Genomic DNA, 22,104 nt, shown 5'->3' with positions numbered 1-22,104 from the left:
GATCAACTACCACAAAGAACCAGGTGATCTTGAGACCCCGGCTTGTGGACAATAGCCGATTAATTATTGTTACACTCCGATTGAATCGGAACCGCAGTACCGAGCTCTCTGCCGTTACCACTCGGGGTCAGGGTCAGGTTGTCGGTGGTCGGGCCAGTGCCGCCACTAGTACGACTGATTGCCACACCATAATTTGCCCCAGTCATCGTGCTGTAATTGGATGCACCGGTTCCGCCGATTGTATAACTGATATTGACATAACCACCGGAGACCACTATGGCGGAATCATTCGCATTATAGCTGAAGTTACCTGTAGTCGCGGCAGTTGAATCATAGGTATTGAAGACAAAATCCACAGCGCCGCTGCTCGGGATTGGCGCGTTCTGATTAACGTAGTCAAAAACCATGGCCCGAACTTGGTAGCCACTAATTACAGCGCCGCTATTGGTTGCCGTCACTGATAAAGTAGCGTTGGTTGCGGCATCAAGCTCTGCCTCTTTCAAATAACCGACCCAGCCCGATGCCCTGCCACTACTATTGACCAGTGAAATCTGAGTCAATGGCCGCCCTCCGTAGGTAGCAGTAAATGTTGGGTTATTATTACCATTGCTGTAAACACCAACACTGACCACCAAGAGACGACTCGTTCCAGACCCGGTCGCGACTGCATACGTGTTGTTCCATGTTCCGGCGCCTGCTGCGGCAGTAGCAACATTAGACCAATTCTGCAATATAGACAGCGTACCGCAAGGAATCGGGGTGGTCGCCGATGCGGTCAAACCGGTTGTACTGTTGTTTGCTACGTCATAGGCACAGACCCGATACGAGTACTGGGTGTTTTGCGTCAGACCTGTATGACTGAACGAAGTCGCAGTCCCTGCATACAGAGCCGTCCCTGAACAATCAGCAGGGGGAGTGGCTCCTGTGGCACCAACCAACTTATACGGCGTAGTCACATTCATACCAGACCCTGAATCCGTCGCAGTCGGCCAACTCAAATCAATTTGAGTCGAGCTGACAACTGTTGGGCTCAGGGAACCGATGTGAGTCGGCGGGGTAGCGTCTGACGAATCGTTATCAAGAATCGAGACTGTCGCCGCACTCGGCGCACCCAATGTCGCGCCACCCGTCGGATTAGAAAGAGTCACGGTAAAGGTTTCAGTAGCCTCCTCCACTGCATCGTTAGTTATTGATACGGTGAAGGTCTTATTCGCCGTTTCTCCTGGTGCCCACGAAAGAGAGCCACTCGCCAAAGTGTAATCGGAGCCGGCAAAGGCCGTTCCGTTGGTCGTAGCGTAAGAGACCCCCACAGAACCCATCGATCCGCTAGTCCGGGTAGCAGTAATAGTTACAGTTGGCCCGGCCTCGCTAACGCTATAACTTCCGGCAGAAAGCGAGATTACACCCGGCAACGATGCCGAGTTATTGGTGATTCGATAACCAGTAACACCGAAACCTTCCGGGTTAGTGGTCGTTACGTTAAGCGTTGGCAACGAACTGCTGTACAGCACACCAGTCCCGAAGGTAGCGGTACAGGGGCTGGATCCGGTAAAGCTCTGATTATTGCCGTTATAAACCGCTGTCAATGCACCACAACCGCTGGTGTTGGTCGCAGTCACTACCAGGTTCGTCCCGTTCCAGATCGCGCTTGTCACCTTGACATCATCAGCCGCAAGGGTTGTCGTGGTATTGGGTGTTTGGGCTGCAAACATCGGCACGGTAATCGTCGATGCACTCCATGGATCAGGGATCGCCAGATCAGTGGCGGTAAAGCTGGTGCTGCCATACTTCACGGAACTGCTGAAATCAGAGACTCCACCGGACTTTCCACAATCGAGATTCCCTCCACTCGGTTTCGTGCCAGATGGCCGGAAGGTCGAGGCAAAGAAGTCAAAGTTACCGATGGTGTTTCGAGCTTCACGCCCCGGCGCATAGCGAGCTGTGCCACTATTCCCGCAGGAATCACGATTAACAGTTAAAGTTGTCGGCTTGGAATGGAAGATATTAACCCGCTGAGCTTTCCCTGGCGCACCGGAGCCATCATGGCAACTGAAACAGATACCCCAGTTATTGATCTTACCCACGGTATTACCGATCACATGGCCTCCGCTATTTGCCACAGAGCGGACAAAGTTAGCGCTGTAATTCGTGGTCGAGTGAGTGCCACCCTCATTATAGGCGTAAATTGTCATCTGGCCAGATGAAGCAGTCCAACCGTTAATTCCACCTGCGGCTGTCGAACCAAGCTTTGGAGTCACATGACACTCTTCGCATGGCAGATGGGTAGGAATACCACCGGCAGGAACTGTTTCCTGGAAAAGACCACTCACGTTACGAGGATCGGCATGACAGTATTCGCACTCTCCGATCTTGGCGTGATCATTGCCGTGATGAATCGTTGATGTTGCCGTATGACATGCTGTGCAGAGGCCGCCACCGGCAGGCATCGCGGTAACACCTCGGTTATTGGTCGGACTTTTCAGGACTCCCACCAAGTTCAGATCAAAGGCATGACAGGTGCGGCAGGCGTCATGAACCTTACCATCAGCCATGCTCAGAGATACACCAGATTCCGTGCCAGCAGTTGCCGTATGACAGCTGATACAGTTAGTTCCAGTACCGTCAACTTTGGCGCTATGATCGGCTGCCGTATGACAGGTGGTACAATTATTTGTCACAGCCGGTACGGTATCGTGATGAATTCCCCCTGTCGGATATGTAGTTACTGAGTGACAGGTCGTGCAACTAGCTCCCCGCAACAGGCCTGAGCTTACTGACAACAGTGCGCTGCCATTTGATCCGGCCCGCAAGGTGCCCCCGCCTGCCGGGTCAATATGACACGATCCACACTTATTCTTATGGATTTGAGTCACCACATTCGCCCCAGCATGACAGGAGTTACAGGTACCGTCCCAGGCAAAATCAGTGGCGAGATGCTCGGCATGGGCACTGGCTCGGCTCGCATGACAATCAAGACAGCTTACATTGGTTCCCGTTCTGATAACATTTTTCACCGAGGTGTACGGAGCCTTGACATTATAGACCCGAGTCGAGTTATGACACTGACCGCAGCCTAATTCATGCAACCCATTAATCCCGTCAGTCCCGCTCCAGATATTACTGAACTTCGGATTGGCGGACTTCGTGCCCCCTCGACGGTGACAGGTATTACACAAGGCATCTCCTGCCAGATCACTGGCACGCATCAAGACATCGTGATTGGTCGCGGTGCCATGGGTATGGCTGTCGAAATAACCGGTATGACACTCGGTACAGGGGTGAGGCGTGACACCCATGGTTGCCCGACTGGCCGAACCAATCAGGGCGGCGGCGGCAATCCCGTCCTGATGGCAGAGCCCGCAATTACTATTATGAACATCGGCGATAACTTCGCCCTTGGGCGCAGCGAGGCTGGTGCCAGAAGACCCATGACAGAGAGTGCAGTTAGCGACCCAGGTGAAGGTGCCGTCACCTTCTTCATGAGAGCCAAGGGTCAAAGTCAGGTCTGTAATCCGGTAGCCAATAACATTGATGCCTTCGGCATTGCTGGTCGTTACATTCAAATTAGGCACTGAACTGGTATAGACCACTGAGGTGGCAAATGTTGCCGTACACGGTCCTGTACCGACAAACGATTTGTTGTTGCCGTTATAGACTGCGGTCAGGGCTGCGCAACCACTGGTATTGGTTGCGGTCACTGAAAGATTGAGTCCGTTCCAGGTAGCGCTTGAGATCCTGACATCATCGGCAGCCGGGGTAGTGGTGGTATTCTGGACCTGAGCCGCGAACATCGGTACAGTGTAGGTAAGTGTACTCCATGGATCGGGGATCACAAGGTCCGTGGCAGTGAAGATCGTACTACCATACTTAACCGAACCACTCCAATCCGAAACCCCGCCATTCTTACCACAATTAGAGGAACCTCCACTCGGCTTGGTGCCCGATGGGCGGAAAGAAGAGGCAAAAAAATCAAAGTTGCCAATGGTGTTCCGTTCCTCTCGCCCTGGCGCATACCTTGCCGTACCGCCATCCCCGCAAGTATCACGATTAACGACCACCGATGTCGGCTTGGAGTGGAAGAGATTAACCCGTTGGGCCTTTCCTGCCGTTCCGTTATGACAACTGAAGCAGATCCCCCAGTTGTTGATCTTACCCATTGTATTGCTGACCACATGACCACCACTATTGGCCACAGTCCTGACGAAGTTGGAACTGTAATTCGTGGTCGAATGGGTGCCTCCTTCATTATAAGCGTAGATCGTCATCTGACCCGCCGTTGCGGTCCAACCATTGGCTTGAGTCCCTCGCTTGGGAGTCACATGACACTCCTCACACGGCAAATGCTTTGGAATACCACCAGCAGGGTTTGTCTCTTGAAAGGTCGTGCCGCCAGAAGCGTTCCGCGGATCGGCATGACACCACTCACACTCGCCGATCTTGGCGTGGGCATTGCCGTGATGAATAGTGGAACTTTTCACCGTATGACAGACAGTACACAATCCGCCGCCATCACCGGTGCCGGCTCCACCTGCAGGCATCGCGGTAACTCCTCGCTGACTGGTCGGCGCAACCAAAATCCCCTTCAAGTTAGCGTCAAATCGATGACAGGTGCGACAGCTATCATGGGTCTTGCCGTCGGTGGTGCTCACCGGTGCGCCGGCAGCCGTGCCTACAGTGCCGGAATGACAAGGAATACAGGTAGTGCCAGTGCCATTAACAATGGCGCTGTGACTTGATGCCGGATGGCAGGTGGTGCAGTTATTAGTCACTGCCGCGGGAGAGCCATGATGTATCTTGTCTTTCGGATAGGTCAAAGAAGGATGACAGGTCAAACAGGTGGCCAAGCGGCCCAACCCTGAAGCATCGCCAAGCAGGGCGTCGCCATTGGTTCCCGCCTTTCGTGGTCCGGCGCCAATCTGAGCCACATGACAAAGCCCGCAGTTTGCTTTATGCACACTAACGACCACACTGGCTCCCGAGTGACAGCTATCACACCCGCCATCCCAGACGAATTCATTCGCCTTGTGGTCACCGTGACCGATGCCGCGGTCGGCATGACAATCAAGACATCCCGGAGTACCGCTGATCTTGTCCATATCAAGGATCAAGGCATTAATTGAGGCATAAGGAGCCACAACGTTCTTGGTCCGGGTTGACTGATGACACTGGGCGCACCCTCCCTGATGGAGTGCCTGGATACCGTCTGTGCCATCCCACTGGTTCTGGAACAACGGATTCCCGGAAATGGTGCCGCCACGGCGATGACACTCATTGCACTGTTGATTGACATAGGATACATCTGTCGGCTTCATCTCCACAAAATGCTTCCCTGCCTGCCCTCGAACGTGAGCATCGAAATAGGTGGCATGGCACTTGAGGCAGTTGTGGGGTTTCAGGCCCATGGTGATACCCGAAGCGGAACCAACAAACACACCGCCGCCGACACCTTCATAGTGACAACTTGCACACTTATTGTGATGAACATCGAGAATAATCTCGCCATTAGGCGCCTGATCGCTCTCACTTCCCACGCCGTGACAGAACTCACACTGACTATCCCAGACAAAGGTGCCATCGCCTTCGGCATGAAGACCGTGCAACCCTACCCGGCTTTCATGACAATCCCGACAACCGACCTGAGTGCCTCGCAGAATGACATCCTGCACTGAGGTGTAACCGGCGCTGACATTAGTCGTCCTGGTCGATCCATGACAATTGGCGCAGCCATGAGAGTGCAAGGCCTGGATACCATTCTGGTCGCTCCAGCTATTGGCGAACAGCGGGGTGTTAGAACCGGTGCCGCCAATCTTATGACAGAAGTTACATGGCGTACCTGCCGAGGTATCGCCAGCCCTCATCAAGACGTCATGAGTCGCGCCACGCTGATGGGAACTAAAGTAGGTGGTATGACAATCGGTACAGTAGTGAGGCCGAGGAGCCATATCGGAATTAGTGGCGGAACCAATCAGGGTAGCGCCGCCAAGTCCGTTCTGATGACACAAACCGCAGCCACCGGCATGGACTCCAGCGATCAACTCCCCCTTATGAATGACTTCAGTGCTGGAACTGCCGATCCCATGACAGGCCTGACACGAATCATTCCAGGCAAAGGTGCCATCACCCTCGAAATGATTACCGTGATAGGCTGAACGGTTGGCATGACAATCGAGACAGCCGACATCGACACCAGTCATGATGACGTTGTAGATTGAGGTGTACCCGCCGCCAAGCTTGGTCGTCCGGGTTGAGCTATGACAATTACCGCACCCGTTCTGATGAATAACATGAATGCCGTCCGGGCCCGTCCAAGTGTTGGTAAAATTGGGATTCTCGGTACTTGTCCCACCACGACGATGACAGGTATTACAGGCTTGGCCAGCTGACAGGTCACTTACCCTCATTGAAATATCATGGTTACTCGCCTTGAGATGACTGTCAAAGTGACCAGGATGACATTCCGTACAGGAGTGCGGAGTTGGAGTTATCGCTGCCGGAATCGCCGAACCGATCAGCGTAGACCCGCCCAAGCCGCCCTGGTGGCAGAAACCACAGTTACCGCTATGAATGCCGTCAATAATTTCACCATGCGGGGCATCCACACTGTCAGTACTGATCCCATGGCAGTTCAAACAAGTAGACTCCCAGACAAATAAACCATCACCTTCAATATGCCCAGCGCCGGCAATGGTAGCATCAACAATACGGTAGCCAATGACATTAAACCCTTCAGAATTTGAGGTCATCACGTTCAGGTTTGGAACGGCAGAAGTGTACTCCACGGTCACCGGGAAGCTTGCGGTACACACCCCCGTGCCGGTGAACGCCTGATTATTCCCGTTATAGACTGCAGTTAACGCCGCACAGCCATTAGTATTTTTAGCTGCCACCAGGAGGTTTGTCCCGTTCCAGACGGCGCTGGTTACCTTGACATTATCAGCACTCGGGGTGACGGTCGTCAGCTTAGGCTGGTTGGCGAACATTGGCACGGTATATGTTGCCGCACTCCACGGGTCAGGTATTACCATATCGTGGGCCAGGAAATTAGTGCTACCATACTTTACCGAACCATTCCAATCCGCAGCAACCACACCCGATGTCTTACCGCAATTCTGCGAACCACTCCTGGGCTTGGTGCTTGATGGCCGGAAGGTCGAGGCGAAGAAGTCAAAATTGCCGATGGTGTTGCGGGATTCACGGCCAGGTGCATACCGCGCCGTACCGCTATCTCCGCAAGAATCACGGGTAGCGACTAACGATGTCGGCTTGGCATGGAAGATATTGACTCGACCGGCCTTGCCCGTTGCTCCCGAACCGTCATGACAACTGAAACAAATGCCCCAGTTATTGATTTGTCCTACCGTATTGCCAATGACATGCGTTCCGCTGTTGGCCACGGTGCGGGAAAAATCTGCGCTGTAGTTCGTGGTCGAATGGGTACCGCCTTCATTGTAGGCATAAATGGTCATCTGCCCGGCGGCTGCTGTCCATCCGTTAACCACTGCGCCACGTTTAGGCTTCACATGACACTCCTCGCACGGAAGATGCGTCGGCAGCCCTGTGGCAGGGGTGGTCTCCTGGAAGCTGACGCCACCTGCTCTATTCCGAGGGTCGGCATGACAATATTCACACTCACCAATCTTGGAGTGACCGTTATTATGATGCATGGTGGTGGTATTGGTGTGACAAGCGGAGCAACTGCCCGCGGCCATCGCGGACACCCCTTTCTTTCCCGTTGGAGCGGACAATTGTCCTGCAAACGTGGTCGGATTGAAGGCGTGGCAGGTTAGGCAGTGGTCATGAACACGGGCGTTTGCCATATCCACCGGCATGCCTGTCGCCGTGCCTGCCGTATTCCCATGGCAGTTCGTGCAGGATGACAAATTGGTGACGAAGGCACTGTGATTGATTGATTTGTGGCAGGTCTGACAATCGTTGGTTGCCGCAGTCCTCGAGTTGTGATGAATACCGCTCGTCGGGTAGGTCGCAGCCGGATGACAGGTAAGACAACTTGCTGTCCGTGGACTCCCCAAGGCCTCGGCCAGGAACGCGCTTCCATCGCTGCCGGCACGCTTGACACCACCGCCATCCGGGTCGACATGACACAAACCACACTTACCCTTATGAACATTTACCGCGATATTGGCGCCGGTATGACAGGTATTACATACTCCATCCCAGATAAAATCAGCGGCATCGTGGCTGCTGTGGTTATTAACCCGACCAGCATGACAATCTATGCATTTAACGGTAACAGTATGTGTCTTGATCACATCTTTTACTGAATTGAACGCCGGGTTAATATTGGTAGTTCGTGTCGAGCTATGGCAGATGGAACAACTTCCGCCATGCAGCGCTAAGATTCCATCAGCTCCACCCCAGGTATTGGTGAACAGCGGATTAGCGGAACTATATCCGCCCCTCCGATGACACTCATTGCAAAATGCGCCATTGTTGACCCTGTCGGCATCGCCCTGCAGAAGATCATGACTTGATCCTCGACTATGGCCGTTAAATCCCGCAGTATGACAAACCGTGCAGGTGTGCGGCTTCACACCCCATGTGGTGTTGACCGCGGAACCAATCAAGGTGGCCCCAGGGATGCCACTTTGGTGACACTTGCTGCATAAGTTACTGTGGACATCGGCCATAATCTCGCCCTGGGGAGCGGTAATACTTCCCCCCCCATTGCCGTGACAAGCCTGACAGGATACGATCCATGACAAGGTGCCGTCGCCCTCATTATGGCCGCCATGCTCCGCCGCTCGATTACTATGACAGTTGAGACAGGCCACCGTCGATCCCGTCATGATCACATGATTGACCGAGGTAAAACCAACCCCAACATTAGTTGTGCGTGATGAGTTGTGACACAGTGCGCAATTATTACCATGTAACGCATAGATGCCTTCCGCGCCTGACCAGCTATTAGTAAAAAGCGGATTACCTGAACCGAGTCCGCCACGAATATGACAAGTGTTGCACGCCGCGCCACCTGCCAGATCCGTTGCCCTCATTAATACATCGTGAGTCACGCTGTTATGTTGCTGATGTCCGCCGAAATAAGCGGTGTGACAGGTAACACACTCGCTGTTTCCGGCATGTCCAATAGCGCTGCCCTTCAAGGCGCCATTACTTATAGTATCATGACAGGTGCCACAACCAAGAGCGTTATGAACCTGTCCTGCCCCCACAAAAGGAGCGGTAGTGGCACCATGACACCCCTTACAATTGGACGTTGTCGGAGTTGTTGCCACGTTCGTGGTCATCTTGGTAGCGTGATTATGAGTGTGACCATTAAAATAGGTGCTGTGGCAGGTTTGACAGGTAGCGCCTCTCGTCTTGCCTATCGCGCTGCCTATCCGCAGTCCAGTGGAACCGCTGTGGCAGGTCTGGCAACCGAGGCGAGCGTGGGTTTGTCCGGCTGCCACATACGGTACGGTAGTCGCTGTGGCATGACACGTTACGCACAATGCAACCGTTGCCATATCATGGCTGTGTGAATGCCCATTAAAGTGGGCGCTGTGACAGGTTGAGCAGGTCGAACCCGCAGCCTTGCCCGCCGCACTGCCGATCAACAGACCCGTTTCGCCGCTGTGACATGTCTGGCAACCAGTTGTGGCATGTGCCTGGCCTGCACCTGTATACGGAGCGCTGGTCGCTGTGTGACAATTGAGACACAGCGCGACTGTCGGCAAGGAGTGGGTGTGGATGTGACTATTCAGGTATGAGCCATGGCAGGCCTCACAGGCGCCGCCAGGAGACGCCATATTCGGCGCTTTACCGAAAGCCGCCAGCAATGCTCCGGTCGTTCCGTTGTGACAGGTCGCGCAGGCGTCATGAACTTTAGCATCTATTGTACTCAGAGGTACTGAGGTAGAAGTTCCGGCAGTGGCAGTATGACACGATGCACAACTCGCGGAAGATGCAACACGCGCCGTATGATCGGCATTGGCATGGTTAAAGAAATATGCCGCGTGACAGTTATTACAGGTACCGCCGCCAGCCGGCATGCTCGGCGCCTTGGCGCTGTACTGCGCTCGCAAAGAACCATTGCTGTTATGGCACACCGTGCAATCGTCATGGACCTTATTGTTAGCCGCGCTCACCATCACTCCGGTAGCCGTGCCGGCTGTCTCGGTATGACACGTGTTGCAATTAGCGGTATCACCCACCTTTACACTGTGGTCTGCATTGACATGACTGGAGAAATAAGCTCCGTGACACACTTCACAGACACCGCCGCCGGCAGGGATCGCGGATGCCTTGCCATAGGCAGTACGAAGCGAGCCGTCAGCGGCATGACAGGCGTAGCACTCGTCATGGACTTTATTATTAGCCGGATCGACCGGAACTCCGCTAATGGTGCCAACAATACTTGCCGTCAAGTGACACAGACTGCAATTAGCTGAATCCACCACCCGCGTAGAGTGATTAGCATTAGCATGGTTCGGGAAATATGTGCCATGGCAGGCTGAACAAATACCGCCGCCGTTATCGCTGCCAACTCCGCCGTCCGGCATAGCCACAGCCTTACCGTAAGCCGCCTTCAGCACACCGCTGGTCTCGTGACAAGTAGTACACTGATCATGAACCTTCTTGTCGAGAACACTGACAGGAACACCGGTTGTCGTTCCGGCGGTACCAGGATGACACGATGCCGTTGAACAAGTATTGTCCTGAGCCACAAGTGTTACATGGTTACCGCCATACGTCGCCCCGCTGTGGCAATTAGTACAATTCCCGTTAAGAGCAAGCGCTGAATCATGATGAATAGCAGGGGTCGGATACGTTGTCGGGTTATGACAGTCCGCACAACTTGCAGGAACAGCCATGACTTGACCAATTGCGGTACCATCTGTCCCGGCCCGGCGGGTAAAGTTATTGTTAGTAGGATCAACATGACACACTTCGCAGTTGTTGCCATGAACAGCGGAAACGACATCGGTATTCAGCGCGGCATTATGGCAGGAGGAAACTCCGCAGCTTGTTTCGTTGGCTACGGTCCAGACAATATTGTGACCATGGATAGCAGGAGTCTTTTTGGCCCAATGGCAGGACAAACAAGCGGTAGGATTAGCCTTAGCGGCGATGACATTCTTTACCGTTTCGGTAACATTGTTCGGATTACCGGTGGTCCGCGTCGCATTATGACATGTTGAACAAATACCATAGTGCAATGTGTAAATAGCCGCCCAGCTCGATGCATCATGACAGGTGGAGCAACTTGCCCCAGGATCGGCCTGGGCAAGATCAGTCCCCTGTTCCGCCACGGTATGGGCATGACTGTGACCTCCGGAATACGCGGAGTGACAGACAACACACTCCCCCCCCCCAGTGACAGCGCTACCAACCAAGGAACCATCGGCTGCGCTATGACAGGTAACACAGCCTGAACCGGAATGGGCTTCACCGTCGGTGACATCCACAAAAGGAGCAGAATTTGCAACATGACAACTGGTGCAATTAGTAACCTGCACCGAGGTGTCAATATTCCTCTTCACTAAAGCAGTGTGATCCTTGGTATGCCCAGCGAAGTATGTGCTGTGACACGTCTGACAATTGATCCCCGTCGCCCCCTTCTTGCCGGTGGCACTGCCGATAAGTATACCGGTGACTGCGCTATGACACGTCTGGCAGGACAATCGCGCATGGGTCTGACCAGTAACAACATATGGTGCAGTGGTTGCCGTTGTATGACAGCTCACACACAGAGGAATGGTGGCAAAAGTGTGAGCATGGCTATGACCGTCAAAGTAACCAATGTGGCAGGTCTGGCAATCCGCGCCTGCGGTCTTACCCAAAGCGCTGCCGGACAAGAGCCCGGTTGCCCCGTTATGACAGGTCTGACAACCGTTACCATGGACTTCTCCCGCTGTGGCAAATGGCGCTTCTACCGCTACGTGGCAGTTCAAGCAGACTGATACCGAGTTCAGCGTATGACTATGACTATGGGTGGGAAAATAAACACCGTGGCACGCAGTACAATTACCTCCTCCCGGCGGCATGGCGCTGGCCTTGCCGTAAGCAGCCTTAGGAGTTCCATCCGTATTGTGGCAGGTGGTGCAGGCATCATGAACCTTAGGATCACCAACATTAACCGTAACGCCATTAGCCGAACCTGCCGTGGCGCCATGACAACCCACACAACCGGCATCCACCTGAACTCTCGCAGCATGATCGGCAACCAAGGTACCCACCCCCGACAAATGGCACTCAACACAATTACCGACAGCGGCAAAGCCGGATTTCGAGATGTGATGGATATTTTTAGAAAGTAATCCAAGTTTAGTGATGTGGCAGTCAACACAGGTCGAGTTGTTAGTGGCGCCAAGAGCGCTTCCATCAATTCCGTTTAACGCATTACCACTCTTCAGCGGTCCGCCGCCGCCTGCGGAAACATGACAGAGATCACAGGACGCGCCATGTAGATCAGACACAATATTTGCGACCTGGTTATTGGCATTATGACAGGTAGCACAATTTCCAGCCCAGCCGAACGCCGTGTTGTCATGCGTGCCGCCTCCTTTGAATCCCTCATCATGGGCGTGACAACTTATGCAATTAGTATTTTCGCGACCTGCATGGCTTTCACCGATAACCGGAAGATCGCCAGTGTTAGTGAAATACTTGGTTACAGTATGACAGACCTGACAAACTCCTGTGGCGCTGGCCCCTTGTTCGATAAAGCCGCCATCAGGATCAAAGAACTTAACCGGCTTAGCGGCAATGCTATTCCGGATCAACTGACCATAGATCAAGCCGAAGGTGTTTGAGGTTGCAGAATTAGTAACTTGCGTTTGGGGGTCGGTATAATTGGGATCAATCGCGCTAGTATCAAGTCTTCCTTTGACCACAACCTGGGAGGTGGTTGCAGAGACAATCATGAAGGTGTTTGAGGTTGCGATTTTATCATGAACCAGGACAAGACCACGGTCTGGATTTTTCAGGCTCTTGTTGCCCCAATCCGGGTCGGCAGCTGTGGCGCCTTCTGCCAGCCAATTTCCATTGAATGTGGCATTGGAATAATTAATAAAAGTTTGATCGAGGGTACTATTATAAGATACCGAAGAAATTTCACCAGTCACCAAATAGGGCTCGGTTGCGGATCCGACCCAATTCAGTTGATCCTGGTAATGGGGGTTATGACAGGCTAAACACCCTACCCCCCAATCCCCATGGGAAGCGGTACCCATTGCGGCGGAGGAATGAGTCAGCGCCCTGGGCTCTGTGCCTGCCAGCCCATGACACGTCATGCAGACAGCATCAACAATTGCCGCATGGTCAGGATTTGGGTTGGCGCTCAAGCTTGTCGGTGAATACTGCCACCACAACGAATAGTTGTGGCAATTCGAACAGTTCACCCCATTCGTTTCGTTATGCGGGGCATCGACAACCGATGCCCAGGCATTTACCGAAACCATCACCACTGCGACACTCAACAACAAACCCAATTTCTTCATCGTGACTCTCCCTGTTTAGTTCTCCGCATCACTAAACACTCAATACCAAAATTCAACCTAAACTCACAGGCCCCCACAAAAAGGCCTTGAAGAACCATCCCATTTACGGAATCGGCCTCCTAAAAAAGTTTACATATAATTCCATCTAAAACTCAAGCTGAAATTTGATATCCAACATTTAACAAAATGACTACATGAATTACCTAGTCGCTGATTCATTTACCCTAGGCCATTAAGTGTCATGCAAATCCTAAGCCCAGCCCCCCTTGTTTCCTATTATCTTGTATTATTTCCTAGATATCCGCGACAAAATGACTGTCCCTATTATTTCCCAAAAAATAGCAAAGGGGTCTTAACACCAACAGAAGTGTGCGAAATCCCCCTCTTCACCTACCCCTGAGTGAAATTTATACCCCGGCAACCTCTCGGACGATCTAACCCGAAAAAGTAAAGACCAAGAAATTGTGGTACTTTTTCAACAAATTCTCTATAGTACTAGCTATGGCCAGTTTATTGCTTAACGAAAGAATTCCCTCACAAATTCAACCGCCCAGCCCAAACAAACAAGGCGCCCAGGACATGCACTACCGGAAGGAACAAATAGACTCCATCAAAATACCATCTCAACTATTGGGAGAGATGATCTCCCACTGCCACCGCAAGCTGCAGGGCGAATATCTCCCTGGCGAAGGACAGTCACCAAAGGCCTTTGGACTCATCGGCGGCACAGTTAATGGCACATCAGTCGAGGCTGAGATAATCATCCCCTTATTCAAGAATGCGCGAGAGTGCGACGAGAAGAGAGGCGAGATGGACAAAGCTATGAATCTGCACGGAACCCCTTCTGTCACACCGTTCGACCAACGTGGCTGGATAGCAGAGCAAGAAGAACTCGACAACGCCCTGCAAATTCTTCTTAAAAAAGGATTGCGGCTTGTTGGCAATTACCATATGCATCGTATAGCCTGGGACCACGACCCCCATCGCGACACTCCAACCAAGATCGACACCGTCTTAGGATGCACCAGCAGGATGTTCATGTTCATCATCTCCATGGTCAACCCCGAGGCTCCAGTAATCCGCGCTTTTTTCGAGGGGAACAACGACTTTGAAGTCCCTGTTGAGATCATTTAACAGCCACCTACGACCACCATTGCTGATTTTCAGACCCTGCTTCCCCCTCCTGCGCATTTTCTCCCATCGTCAGCGCCAAACCTTTGGGATGACCCACGTGTGGCAACACATCGTCTTGCTTTTCTGCCTCGGAATCACGACTCCGGCCTCAGCAACCATTATCGAAGGGATCGTCCTAGACGACAAGGGGCCTGCCACAGCCTCAGTCATTGCCTACCGATCATTTTCTGAGCTGCATCTAAAAGCAAATGGCATCATATCCTCAAAAGGCCCCAAACCAGGGCAATACAAACTCGACCTCGCACCTGGCAAGTATTACCTGGTCGCCCAAGACAGCAACCATACTCCTCCGCTTTTTGGCTATCATGGGCTCAACCCCATTACCATAGGTGACTGCTATCAATGGATTCCCTTTTTCGTACTTCCTGAACTCCCCGTTCAGTGTGAACCAGGATTTCAAGGAATAAGCGGGGCTGTTCTCTACAAAGGTGCACCGATCACCCACGGCAGCGTTTCGGCTTACACCTCTGACGACGAACCTTTCCGGGGTATGGGGGTATTGACCAACAGCATCGGCGAGGATGGCAAATTCTGGTTCGAGCTACCCCCTGGAAGCTATGTAATCGTTGCCCGTCAGCGGCAGGATGACACAGCAATCGGTCCCCTTAAGCAGGGAGATCTCTTCTGCTACTCAGCGGCCAATCCCATAAAGATCAACCCTGCCAACACCTGCGAGGTCAACCTCCACTGCTACCCGCGCGATGACATGGATCACTATCTTGCCCAAGGGGCAGATGACCCTCGCGGCAAACGCAAGGCAGCACGTCGTGACGCTTCCTTACAAAGTGTATCCATGCAAGAGGCTGGCACCCAAACATCGGATAAGGACCCGCTGGCAATCATTGCCGGACGGGTTACGGACATCTACGGAGTCCCCATGCCGAGCTTGGTGGTTTCCGCCTATCCAGCCGACGACCTCCCACTCTTTCAAATGTATGTACTCCGCTTTAAATCGGAATTTCTAACCAAGACCGACAAGAAAGGATTCTTCCGACTAGAGACAAAACCAGGTTCATATTATCTTGTTGCCCGAGAAAAAGTTGGCGATGCCCCTAACGTTGGCGAGCATTTCGGTCTTTTTGAAGAGAGCGTCAACCATAATCTCTCCGTCCAAAGCGGTGAAACTAAAAATGGCATTCAACTCATCGTGGAGCCGATAATGCCATGAGTAATAAACCCTACGCAGCAGCCCCCCCCCGGCAGACCACAAGGCAGATTGCCCATAGCATTATGGCCACCCTTATCGCCATTTTGATCAGCACAGAAGTGTTAGCCGCAGGTGAAATTTCTACCTTAAACGATAGTATTCTTCGTGAAGATACGACATGGAGTGGAACCGTACTCATTGATGGAGTTGTCGTCGTTGGCCGCAGAGCTATCCTGACCATCAAGCCGGGCACCACCATTCTCTTCAAGCGCAGGGACACAAACCTCGATGGAATAGGGGATTCCGAACTTCGAGTCTTGGGAGGACTTAAGGCCACCGGAACCCCCGGCCAACCCATCATCTTTAAATCAGCCGAAGTCAAACCTGCCCCCAAGGATTGGTCATATGTGCTCATTTTCACGTCAGGAAAAATGAGCATCCTGGACTACTGCCAATTCCACGACGCCTTCTCCGGCCTGCAAGTCCATTTTTCCACAGCATTAGTCTCCAACTGCCTGTTCAGCAGCAACAATGAGGGCATTCGTTTCGGTCGGGCAAAACTCAAGATGCGCCATTGCCAGATCACCAACAATGGCATAGGAGTCCGTTTCACTCGCATGGAGGGTCCTGTTGAAATTCAGCGCAACGATATCAACAACAATCAGGTTGGAATATTTCTCGTTCCATCCGGGCAAAACATTGTTGACTTCTTCGAGCCTGGACGCACAGGCAAACCATGGAACGAAGGACACCTTGACATTTCATTCAACAACATCAATGCTAACCATGACTACAATCTTAAACTCGGAGCAAAGCAACTCTGGGATTTAAAAGTCTCTAATAACTGGTGGGGTACATCAAGCGCAGCCACGGCCCATCAACAGATATTTGATCAGCAACGAGACCAGGAGCTTGGCCGTGCGATCATTGAGCCCCTGGCCAGCGCCCCCGTACCTGAAACCGGAATCAAGAAAACACCCCTAACTCGCCCATGACCAGTAACATTGCGCACCACACAATAACAGTCGTTGAATACTCCGACCCTATTGAGCACTTCAAAGGCTGGCTGGTAATCGATGGCGGGGAACACTCTCTCTGCGCTGGCGGCATGCGTGTCCAGCAAAACCTCACCTGTGAGCATGTCATGGCCATGGCCAAGAACATGACCATGAAGATGCGAATCTGCGGCCTGCCGATTGACGGGGCCAAATGCGGGATTGACTACCACCCCGACGCCCCGGGCAAACTTCAAGCAATGACCAGGTTCATGGCTGCCATCAAACCCTACATCGAAGATCGGTACTCCATGGGCCCAGACCTGAACACCAGCATGGATGAATTAGAATCCATTGCTCGCGAGCTGAACATCCCCTCAGTAAAAATGGCAATTGCTAAAGCCCAAGGAATCACCCTCCGCGCATTCCTTGACCGCTACGAGATTCTCAGCCACAAGGCCATTGGTGATTGGCCCCTCGGCCGACTAAGAGCCGGGTTCGGAGTAGCCATGGCAGCGCTTGCCGCCTTGGATTTCATGTCAATTCCACCCCAAGGCGCACGTATTGCCATCCAGGGGTTCGGCAACCTGGCCAAAGCCGCCATCGTTGCCCTAACCGATGCTGGAGCGATAATTACAGCCATTGGGGATGCAAAAAAATGCGTGCTCGGCCATAACCATCAACCGCTGCCAGTCCACCTCTATCTAGACGAACAAGGAACTCTCCTGCCTGAAATTACCAGCAATGATAGCGTCAAGATCGAGCCCAAAGAGACAATTACAACCTGCGAATGCGATTTGTTGATTCTTGCGGCGATAGAGGGCGTCATCACACGCACAAACGCGGACCAAATCAAGGCGAAAGTAGTTATCCCCGGAGCAAACCTTGCCATTACGCCTGACGGAGAAGAGGCCCTTTTTGCCCGCAGGATAATCGCCCTTCCCTCCTTTGTTGCCGGTTGCGGAGGATCGCTGTCGATGAACGGCCTGTTCGGACCAGCAGAAAAGCCCCAGACTCGACAGGTACTCGATTACATTGCCAGCGCCATGACCCAGATGGTGGACAAGATCCTCAACAAGAGTCACTCGAACGCTATCAATCCAACCAAAGCTGCTGAGATGCTATGCCGCGACACCTTGGCGCCCCCTCGGCTAAAACCGTATTCTCTAGGATGAACAACCATCCATCAACACTACTGAAAGTGCGGGTCCCGGCCAGCAACCAATAACCGTTAACCTAAATACCTACACCTACCACAAAGGTTACAATGCCCTCCCACCCAATAGATTTCAACATCCAGGCCCATCTCTTTTCTACTCCCGAAGGGCTTGCTCTTTTTGACGAAAAAAAACGCTTCCAGCGCTGGCTTGACTTTGAAGGAGCTCTGGCTGCCGCGCAAGGAGAACTGGGAATCATCCCCCCCGAAGCAGCGGCAATGATTCAGGCCAAGGCCTTGATCGAACACTTAGATATGGAGGCTGTGCGCCAAGACTACACGACAAACCGAAATTCCCTGGTCCCAATCGTCAAAGCCCTGCGCAAAGCCTGCGGCCCCTATGCCGATTTTGTCCATCACGGCGCAACAACTCAAGATGTGATTGATACTGGACAGGCGCTTGAACTCAAAGAAGTTATAACCCTTGTTGAACGAGATCTGAACCAAATCAAGGATCGCCTTATTACCTTAGCCTCTCAATACCGTGACCTGCCGATGATTGGCCGCACCCACAGCCAACAGGCTATCCCGATCAGCCTGGGGCTTAAATTTGCGGTGTGGTTATTGGAGATCAGCCGCCATCTTGACCGACTCCAAGCCCTGAAGCCGAGGGTCCTGACCGGACAACTGGGGGGCGCTGTCGGAACTATGGCCGCTCTTGGTCGGCAGGGACGAGAAATCGCAGAACTCACCATGAAAAAACTCGGGCTACAGAAAAGCGTTGCTCCATGGCATACCGCCCGGGATACCTGCGCTGAGACAGGGGCGCTTCTTGCCATGATGGCTACGACTTCAGCAAAAATTGCCAATGAAATTTTCCAACTCGGAAAAACCGAGATCATGGAATTACGGGAACCTTCGCCAAGCGGTAAACAGGCCGGCAGCAGTACCATGCCGCACAAACGAAACCCTGTTCTCTGTGAAAGAATTGTGGTATTATCAAGTCATGTCAGAGCTATGTCTCAGATCTTAACAGAAGCCATGCTGCATGAAAATGAACGAGACCCCCGGGCCTTGTGGTCAGAATGGTTGGCTATGCCCCAAGCCTGCATTTACACCATGACAGCGCTCCATTACTTAAAAACAATTATCTCTGACCTGGAAATTTTCCCTGAACGTATGCGGGCAAATCTACACCTGCACAAAGAACATATCGCCTCTGAATGGCTGCTGTTCACCCTGACCCCAATCCTTGGCAAGACTTCCGCGCATACCAAAGTCAGCGCGTATATCGAACAATCCAACGTCACCGGCAAATCCCTGCGAGAACTCATCTCAGGAGACCCGGCGCTTTCTTCCGAGATCACAAGGATCGACCTCACCATGCTTGATCACCCGGAACAGTATCTCGGCCTTGCCCCAGAGATCGTCGATGACGCAATCCGTGAAGTCACTCATAAAGGGATGTGAATGCCACACTGTCACCTAGCAAGTCATATCATTGACTCTCGTTTTTTTGCCAATGGTTATAGTACCAATGAGGCCCGCCAGGTTTTCTGCGACTTCAGGCGCATGCAGCGCTGGCTCGATGTGGAAGCAGCTCTGGCTCAATGCCAGGCTGAACTCGGGATCATCTCTCGACCAATTGCCGATGCCATCTCCCGCACGGCCCGGATTGAGTTGCTGAATATTACTGCCATCACTTCCGGGATTGCCACCACCGGCCACTCGCTTATCCCCTTACTGAAAGAATGGCAAAGAGTCACCGACCAAACCGCCGGTCAATTCATCCACTACGGAGCAACCACCCAAGACATCCAGGACACCGCTCAATCCCTGGAATTAAAAGAGATTACGACCATTATCTCCCGTGACCTTCGAGAAATTATCGATCTGATCGCAGTTCTAGCGGATAAGCATCGGTCATTAGTCACTGTCGGCAGGAGTCACGGCCAACACGCACTTCCCACCACCATGGGCCTGAAAATGGCCGGCTGGCTTGATGAGACCCTCCGCAATTATACCCGCCTGACAACTTGCCTGCCCCGGCTCCTTGTCGCTCAACTCTTTGGTGGCGTAGGCACCATGGACGCGCTCTCAAGCCATGGGCTTGTCCTTCTCGATCGATTTGCCGCAACACTCGGCCTCTCAGCTCCTCTCTCCTGCTGGCACAGCAGTAGAGATCGAACCGTGGAGTTTGTCAGTATCCTGGCATTGATCACAGGAGGTCTTGGACGAATTGCCAATGAAATCTGCCAATTAGCCCGTAATGAAATTGACGAACTAGCGGAACCATTTGTCTTTGGTCAAATCGGCAGCACGACCATGCCCCACAAAAAAAACCCCGAACTCTGTGAACAGGTCGTGGTTCTCTCCCGTTTAGTCAAAGGCAACGCCTCAACTCTCTTCGACTCCCTCTGCAACGAGCACGAACGAGATTATCGGGCTGTCCGTTTAGAGTGGGTGGCTTTGACCGAAGCTTCAATTTTCAGCTGCGCCGCGTTGCGGATGATGAAGACCATCCTTGGAGGATTAACCATCAATCACGACAGAATCAAAGAGAATCTCGACAGATTTTCGGTCCTGATCTCCACTGAAGCGCTGATGTTTCGGCTTGGTGAAAAAATCGGCAAGCAGTCTGCCCACACTATAATATATGATGCATCGCTAGGTTGTGACGGGTGTGACCCCAATGGCTTGATCGACCGATTAATGGCCCACCCAGATGTCAATCATCACTTCTGCCGTGAAGATCTTGAAAAGGCTGTTGATCCATCCATTCACATCGGTCTGTCTGGACAAATTATTGATCAGGTACTCGTTGAAGCCCGAACCCTCCCCCAAACACCCAAACCCCAACTATCCCCCTGCCAGATCCGCATCGAGTGATTGTGCCCATGTATCTTATCCTGAACACCTTGCATCTCAACCAGAGATGGATATAATGTTTCATTAACATAACCACAGCCATTTTTTTTATTGAGGAACCTCCCATGTTAAAATGCACCCTGACTCTGATTCTATTTTTTCTGTCTCTAATCCCCGCAACCCATTCGGTTGCCTGCGTTGGCCGAACCCTCTACATCGGCGCTCTCGAGTCAAACAATGACTCGTTAATGGCTGAGATGATCGCCCTGCTGATCACCGAAAGAACCGGCACCACCATCCAGATCCGCGCATTCAAGACCTCTGATGAATTGTACACCGCTTTAAAATCCGAAAAGGAATTAGAGCGAGTCGACATTATTGTTGAAGACACAATCCAAGCACTCGCAATTGCCAAGCAATCGGCAGGGGCCTCTCCTGACCAAGACTTCATCACTGTCAAAGATTATTACGAAAAAGCACTGAATGTAGTTTGGCTCAACCCCTTTGGGTATACCAAGAAAATTGCTCAGCCCTCCATCAGTGCGCCATTGCTCAGGCGGGACATTCTGACAAACTTCCCCTTGCTGCCAAGAGTCCTAAACAAGTTGGCTGGAGCTATCAATGACAAAGAGTTTCAAGAATTGACCAAGTCTGTCAACGCTGGAGACAAACCTAAAAATATCGCCAAAGAATTTCTCAAGAAACAAAAGTTCATCTAATTCATCTTGGTCAGATTAATCATCAACCTAAAGATGGTGGTGGGGCAATACTAGTCATTCAACTAGTTTATCCTATAAAAACATGTCCTGAACACGAGGGTGAATGAGCGATATGCACCACCCTATATTCCAGATAGTTGCTTAATTTTTTATTATAAAGGTCATCTCATCATGAAAAGGATTTTCACTGCCGCCTGCCTGCTCTTCCTGTTTACAGCCTGCACCTCCAACCCATCAGAGCAAAAGCATGCCGAGGCCAAGAAAGATCTCCCTACCTATAAAATCGGTTACATGATCTGCAACAGCGAGAATGAAACCAACGCCCGATTTCAACCCTTCACAGCATATTTAGGACAGCAGCTTAACGCCAACTTTGAGATGCAAGCCATTGATACGACCAATTTTCTTAAAGAACTTGACGGTCTTGATTTCACCCACACCAACTCATTACTCTATATCATCATGAACCGTTTTCATGGTGTTGAGATACTGGCTACCGAGAAAAAGGACTCCCTTGGCTCCCAGTCCCAAGGCGTGATCATTGCCAGAGCTGATAGCGACATTA

Annotated in this window: 9 protein-coding genes; 8 read left to right on the top strand and 1 reads right to left on the bottom strand. The window is 52.1% G+C overall.

The genetic code is table 11. The features are described 5' to 3' along the window. Nucleotides 1-59 precede the first annotated feature (59 nt). Nucleotides 60-13,460, bottom strand: a complete 13,401-nt coding sequence (locus FP815_01075) for a hypothetical protein (protein ID MBA3013532.1) — start codon at nucleotides 13,458-13,460, stop codon at nucleotides 60-62. A 579-nt stretch (nucleotides 13,461-14,039) separates the two neighbouring features. Between FP815_01075 and FP815_01070 the strand changes: the two genes are divergently transcribed. From FP815_01070 to FP815_01035, 8 genes are all read left to right on the top strand, one after another. Continuing rightward, nucleotides 14,040-14,594 (top strand): hypothetical protein, encoded by a 555-nt coding sequence (locus FP815_01070; protein MBA3013531.1) that lies wholly within the window; start codon nucleotides 14,040-14,042, stop codon nucleotides 14,592-14,594. Between the two features lie 97 nt (nucleotides 14,595-14,691). Next, nucleotides 14,692-15,822, top strand: coding sequence for a carboxypeptidase regulatory-like domain-containing protein (locus FP815_01065; protein ID MBA3013530.1), 1,131 nt, complete (start codon nucleotides 14,692-14,694; stop codon nucleotides 15,820-15,822). Further along, nucleotides 15,819-16,796 carry a right-handed parallel beta-helix repeat-containing protein gene (locus FP815_01060; protein MBA3013529.1) on the top strand — a complete coding sequence of 326 codons (978 nt, stop codon included), beginning with the start codon at nucleotides 15,819-15,821 and terminating at the stop codon, nucleotides 16,794-16,796. The genes FP815_01065 and FP815_01060 overlap by 4 nt, the downstream gene beginning before the upstream one ends. Next, nucleotides 16,793-17,971, top strand: a complete 1,179-nt coding sequence (locus FP815_01055; GenBank protein ID MBA3013528.1) for a Glu/Leu/Phe/Val dehydrogenase — start codon at nucleotides 16,793-16,795, stop codon at nucleotides 17,969-17,971. The genes FP815_01060 and FP815_01055 overlap by 4 nt, the downstream gene beginning before the upstream one ends. Nucleotides 17,972-18,063: 92 nt before the next feature. Beyond that, a complete protein-coding gene (locus FP815_01050) occupies nucleotides 18,064-19,422 on the top strand; it encodes an adenylosuccinate lyase family protein (GenBank protein MBA3013527.1) in 1,359 nt (452 codons plus the stop codon). Beyond that, the gene (locus tag FP815_01045; GenBank protein ID MBA3013526.1) at nucleotides 19,423-20,841 is read left to right on the top strand and encodes an adenylosuccinate lyase family protein; all 1,419 of its coding nucleotides are present in this window, start codon (nucleotides 19,423-19,425) and stop codon (nucleotides 20,839-20,841) included. A 104-nt stretch (nucleotides 20,842-20,945) separates the two neighbouring features. Then, on the top strand, nucleotides 20,946-21,539 hold the full coding sequence (locus FP815_01040; protein ID MBA3013525.1) for a hypothetical protein: 594 nt from the start codon (nucleotides 20,946-20,948) through the stop codon (nucleotides 21,537-21,539). A gap of 171 nt (nucleotides 21,540-21,710) precedes the next feature. Further along, nucleotides 21,711-22,104: phosphate/phosphite/phosphonate ABC transporter substrate-binding protein (locus FP815_01035; GenBank protein MBA3013524.1), on the top strand; the 394-nt coding region annotated here is incomplete at its 3' end.

Source organism: Desulfobulbaceae bacterium, from assembly GCA_013792005.1.
In the GTDB taxonomy this organism is placed as follows: Bacteria; Desulfobacterota; Desulfobulbia; order Desulfobulbales; family VMSU01; genus VMSU01.
The sequence above is the reverse complement of the archived record's forward strand: the minus strand, read 5'-3'. Positions and strand labels throughout refer to the sequence as shown.

Coding starts and splice junctions, on each gene's coding strand:
- FP815_01040 (MBA3013525.1), top strand. CDS start 20,946: ATGTTAAAATGCACCCTGACTCTGATTCTATTTTTTCTGTCTCTAATC.
- FP815_01050 (MBA3013527.1), top strand. CDS start 18,064: ATGCCCTCCCACCCAATAGATTTCAACATCCAGGCCCATCTCTTTTCT.
- FP815_01055 (MBA3013528.1), top strand. CDS start 16,793: ATGACCAGTAACATTGCGCACCACACAATAACAGTCGTTGAATACTCC.
- FP815_01060 (MBA3013529.1), top strand. CDS start 15,819: ATGAGTAATAAACCCTACGCAGCAGCCCCCCCCCGGCAGACCACAAGG.
- FP815_01045 (MBA3013526.1), top strand. CDS start 19,423: ATGCCACACTGTCACCTAGCAAGTCATATCATTGACTCTCGTTTTTTT.
- FP815_01075 (MBA3013532.1), bottom strand. CDS start 13,460: ATGAAGAAATTGGGTTTGTTGTTGAGTGTCGCAGTGGTGATGGTTTCG.
- FP815_01070 (MBA3013531.1), top strand. CDS start 14,040: ATGCACTACCGGAAGGAACAAATAGACTCCATCAAAATACCATCTCAA.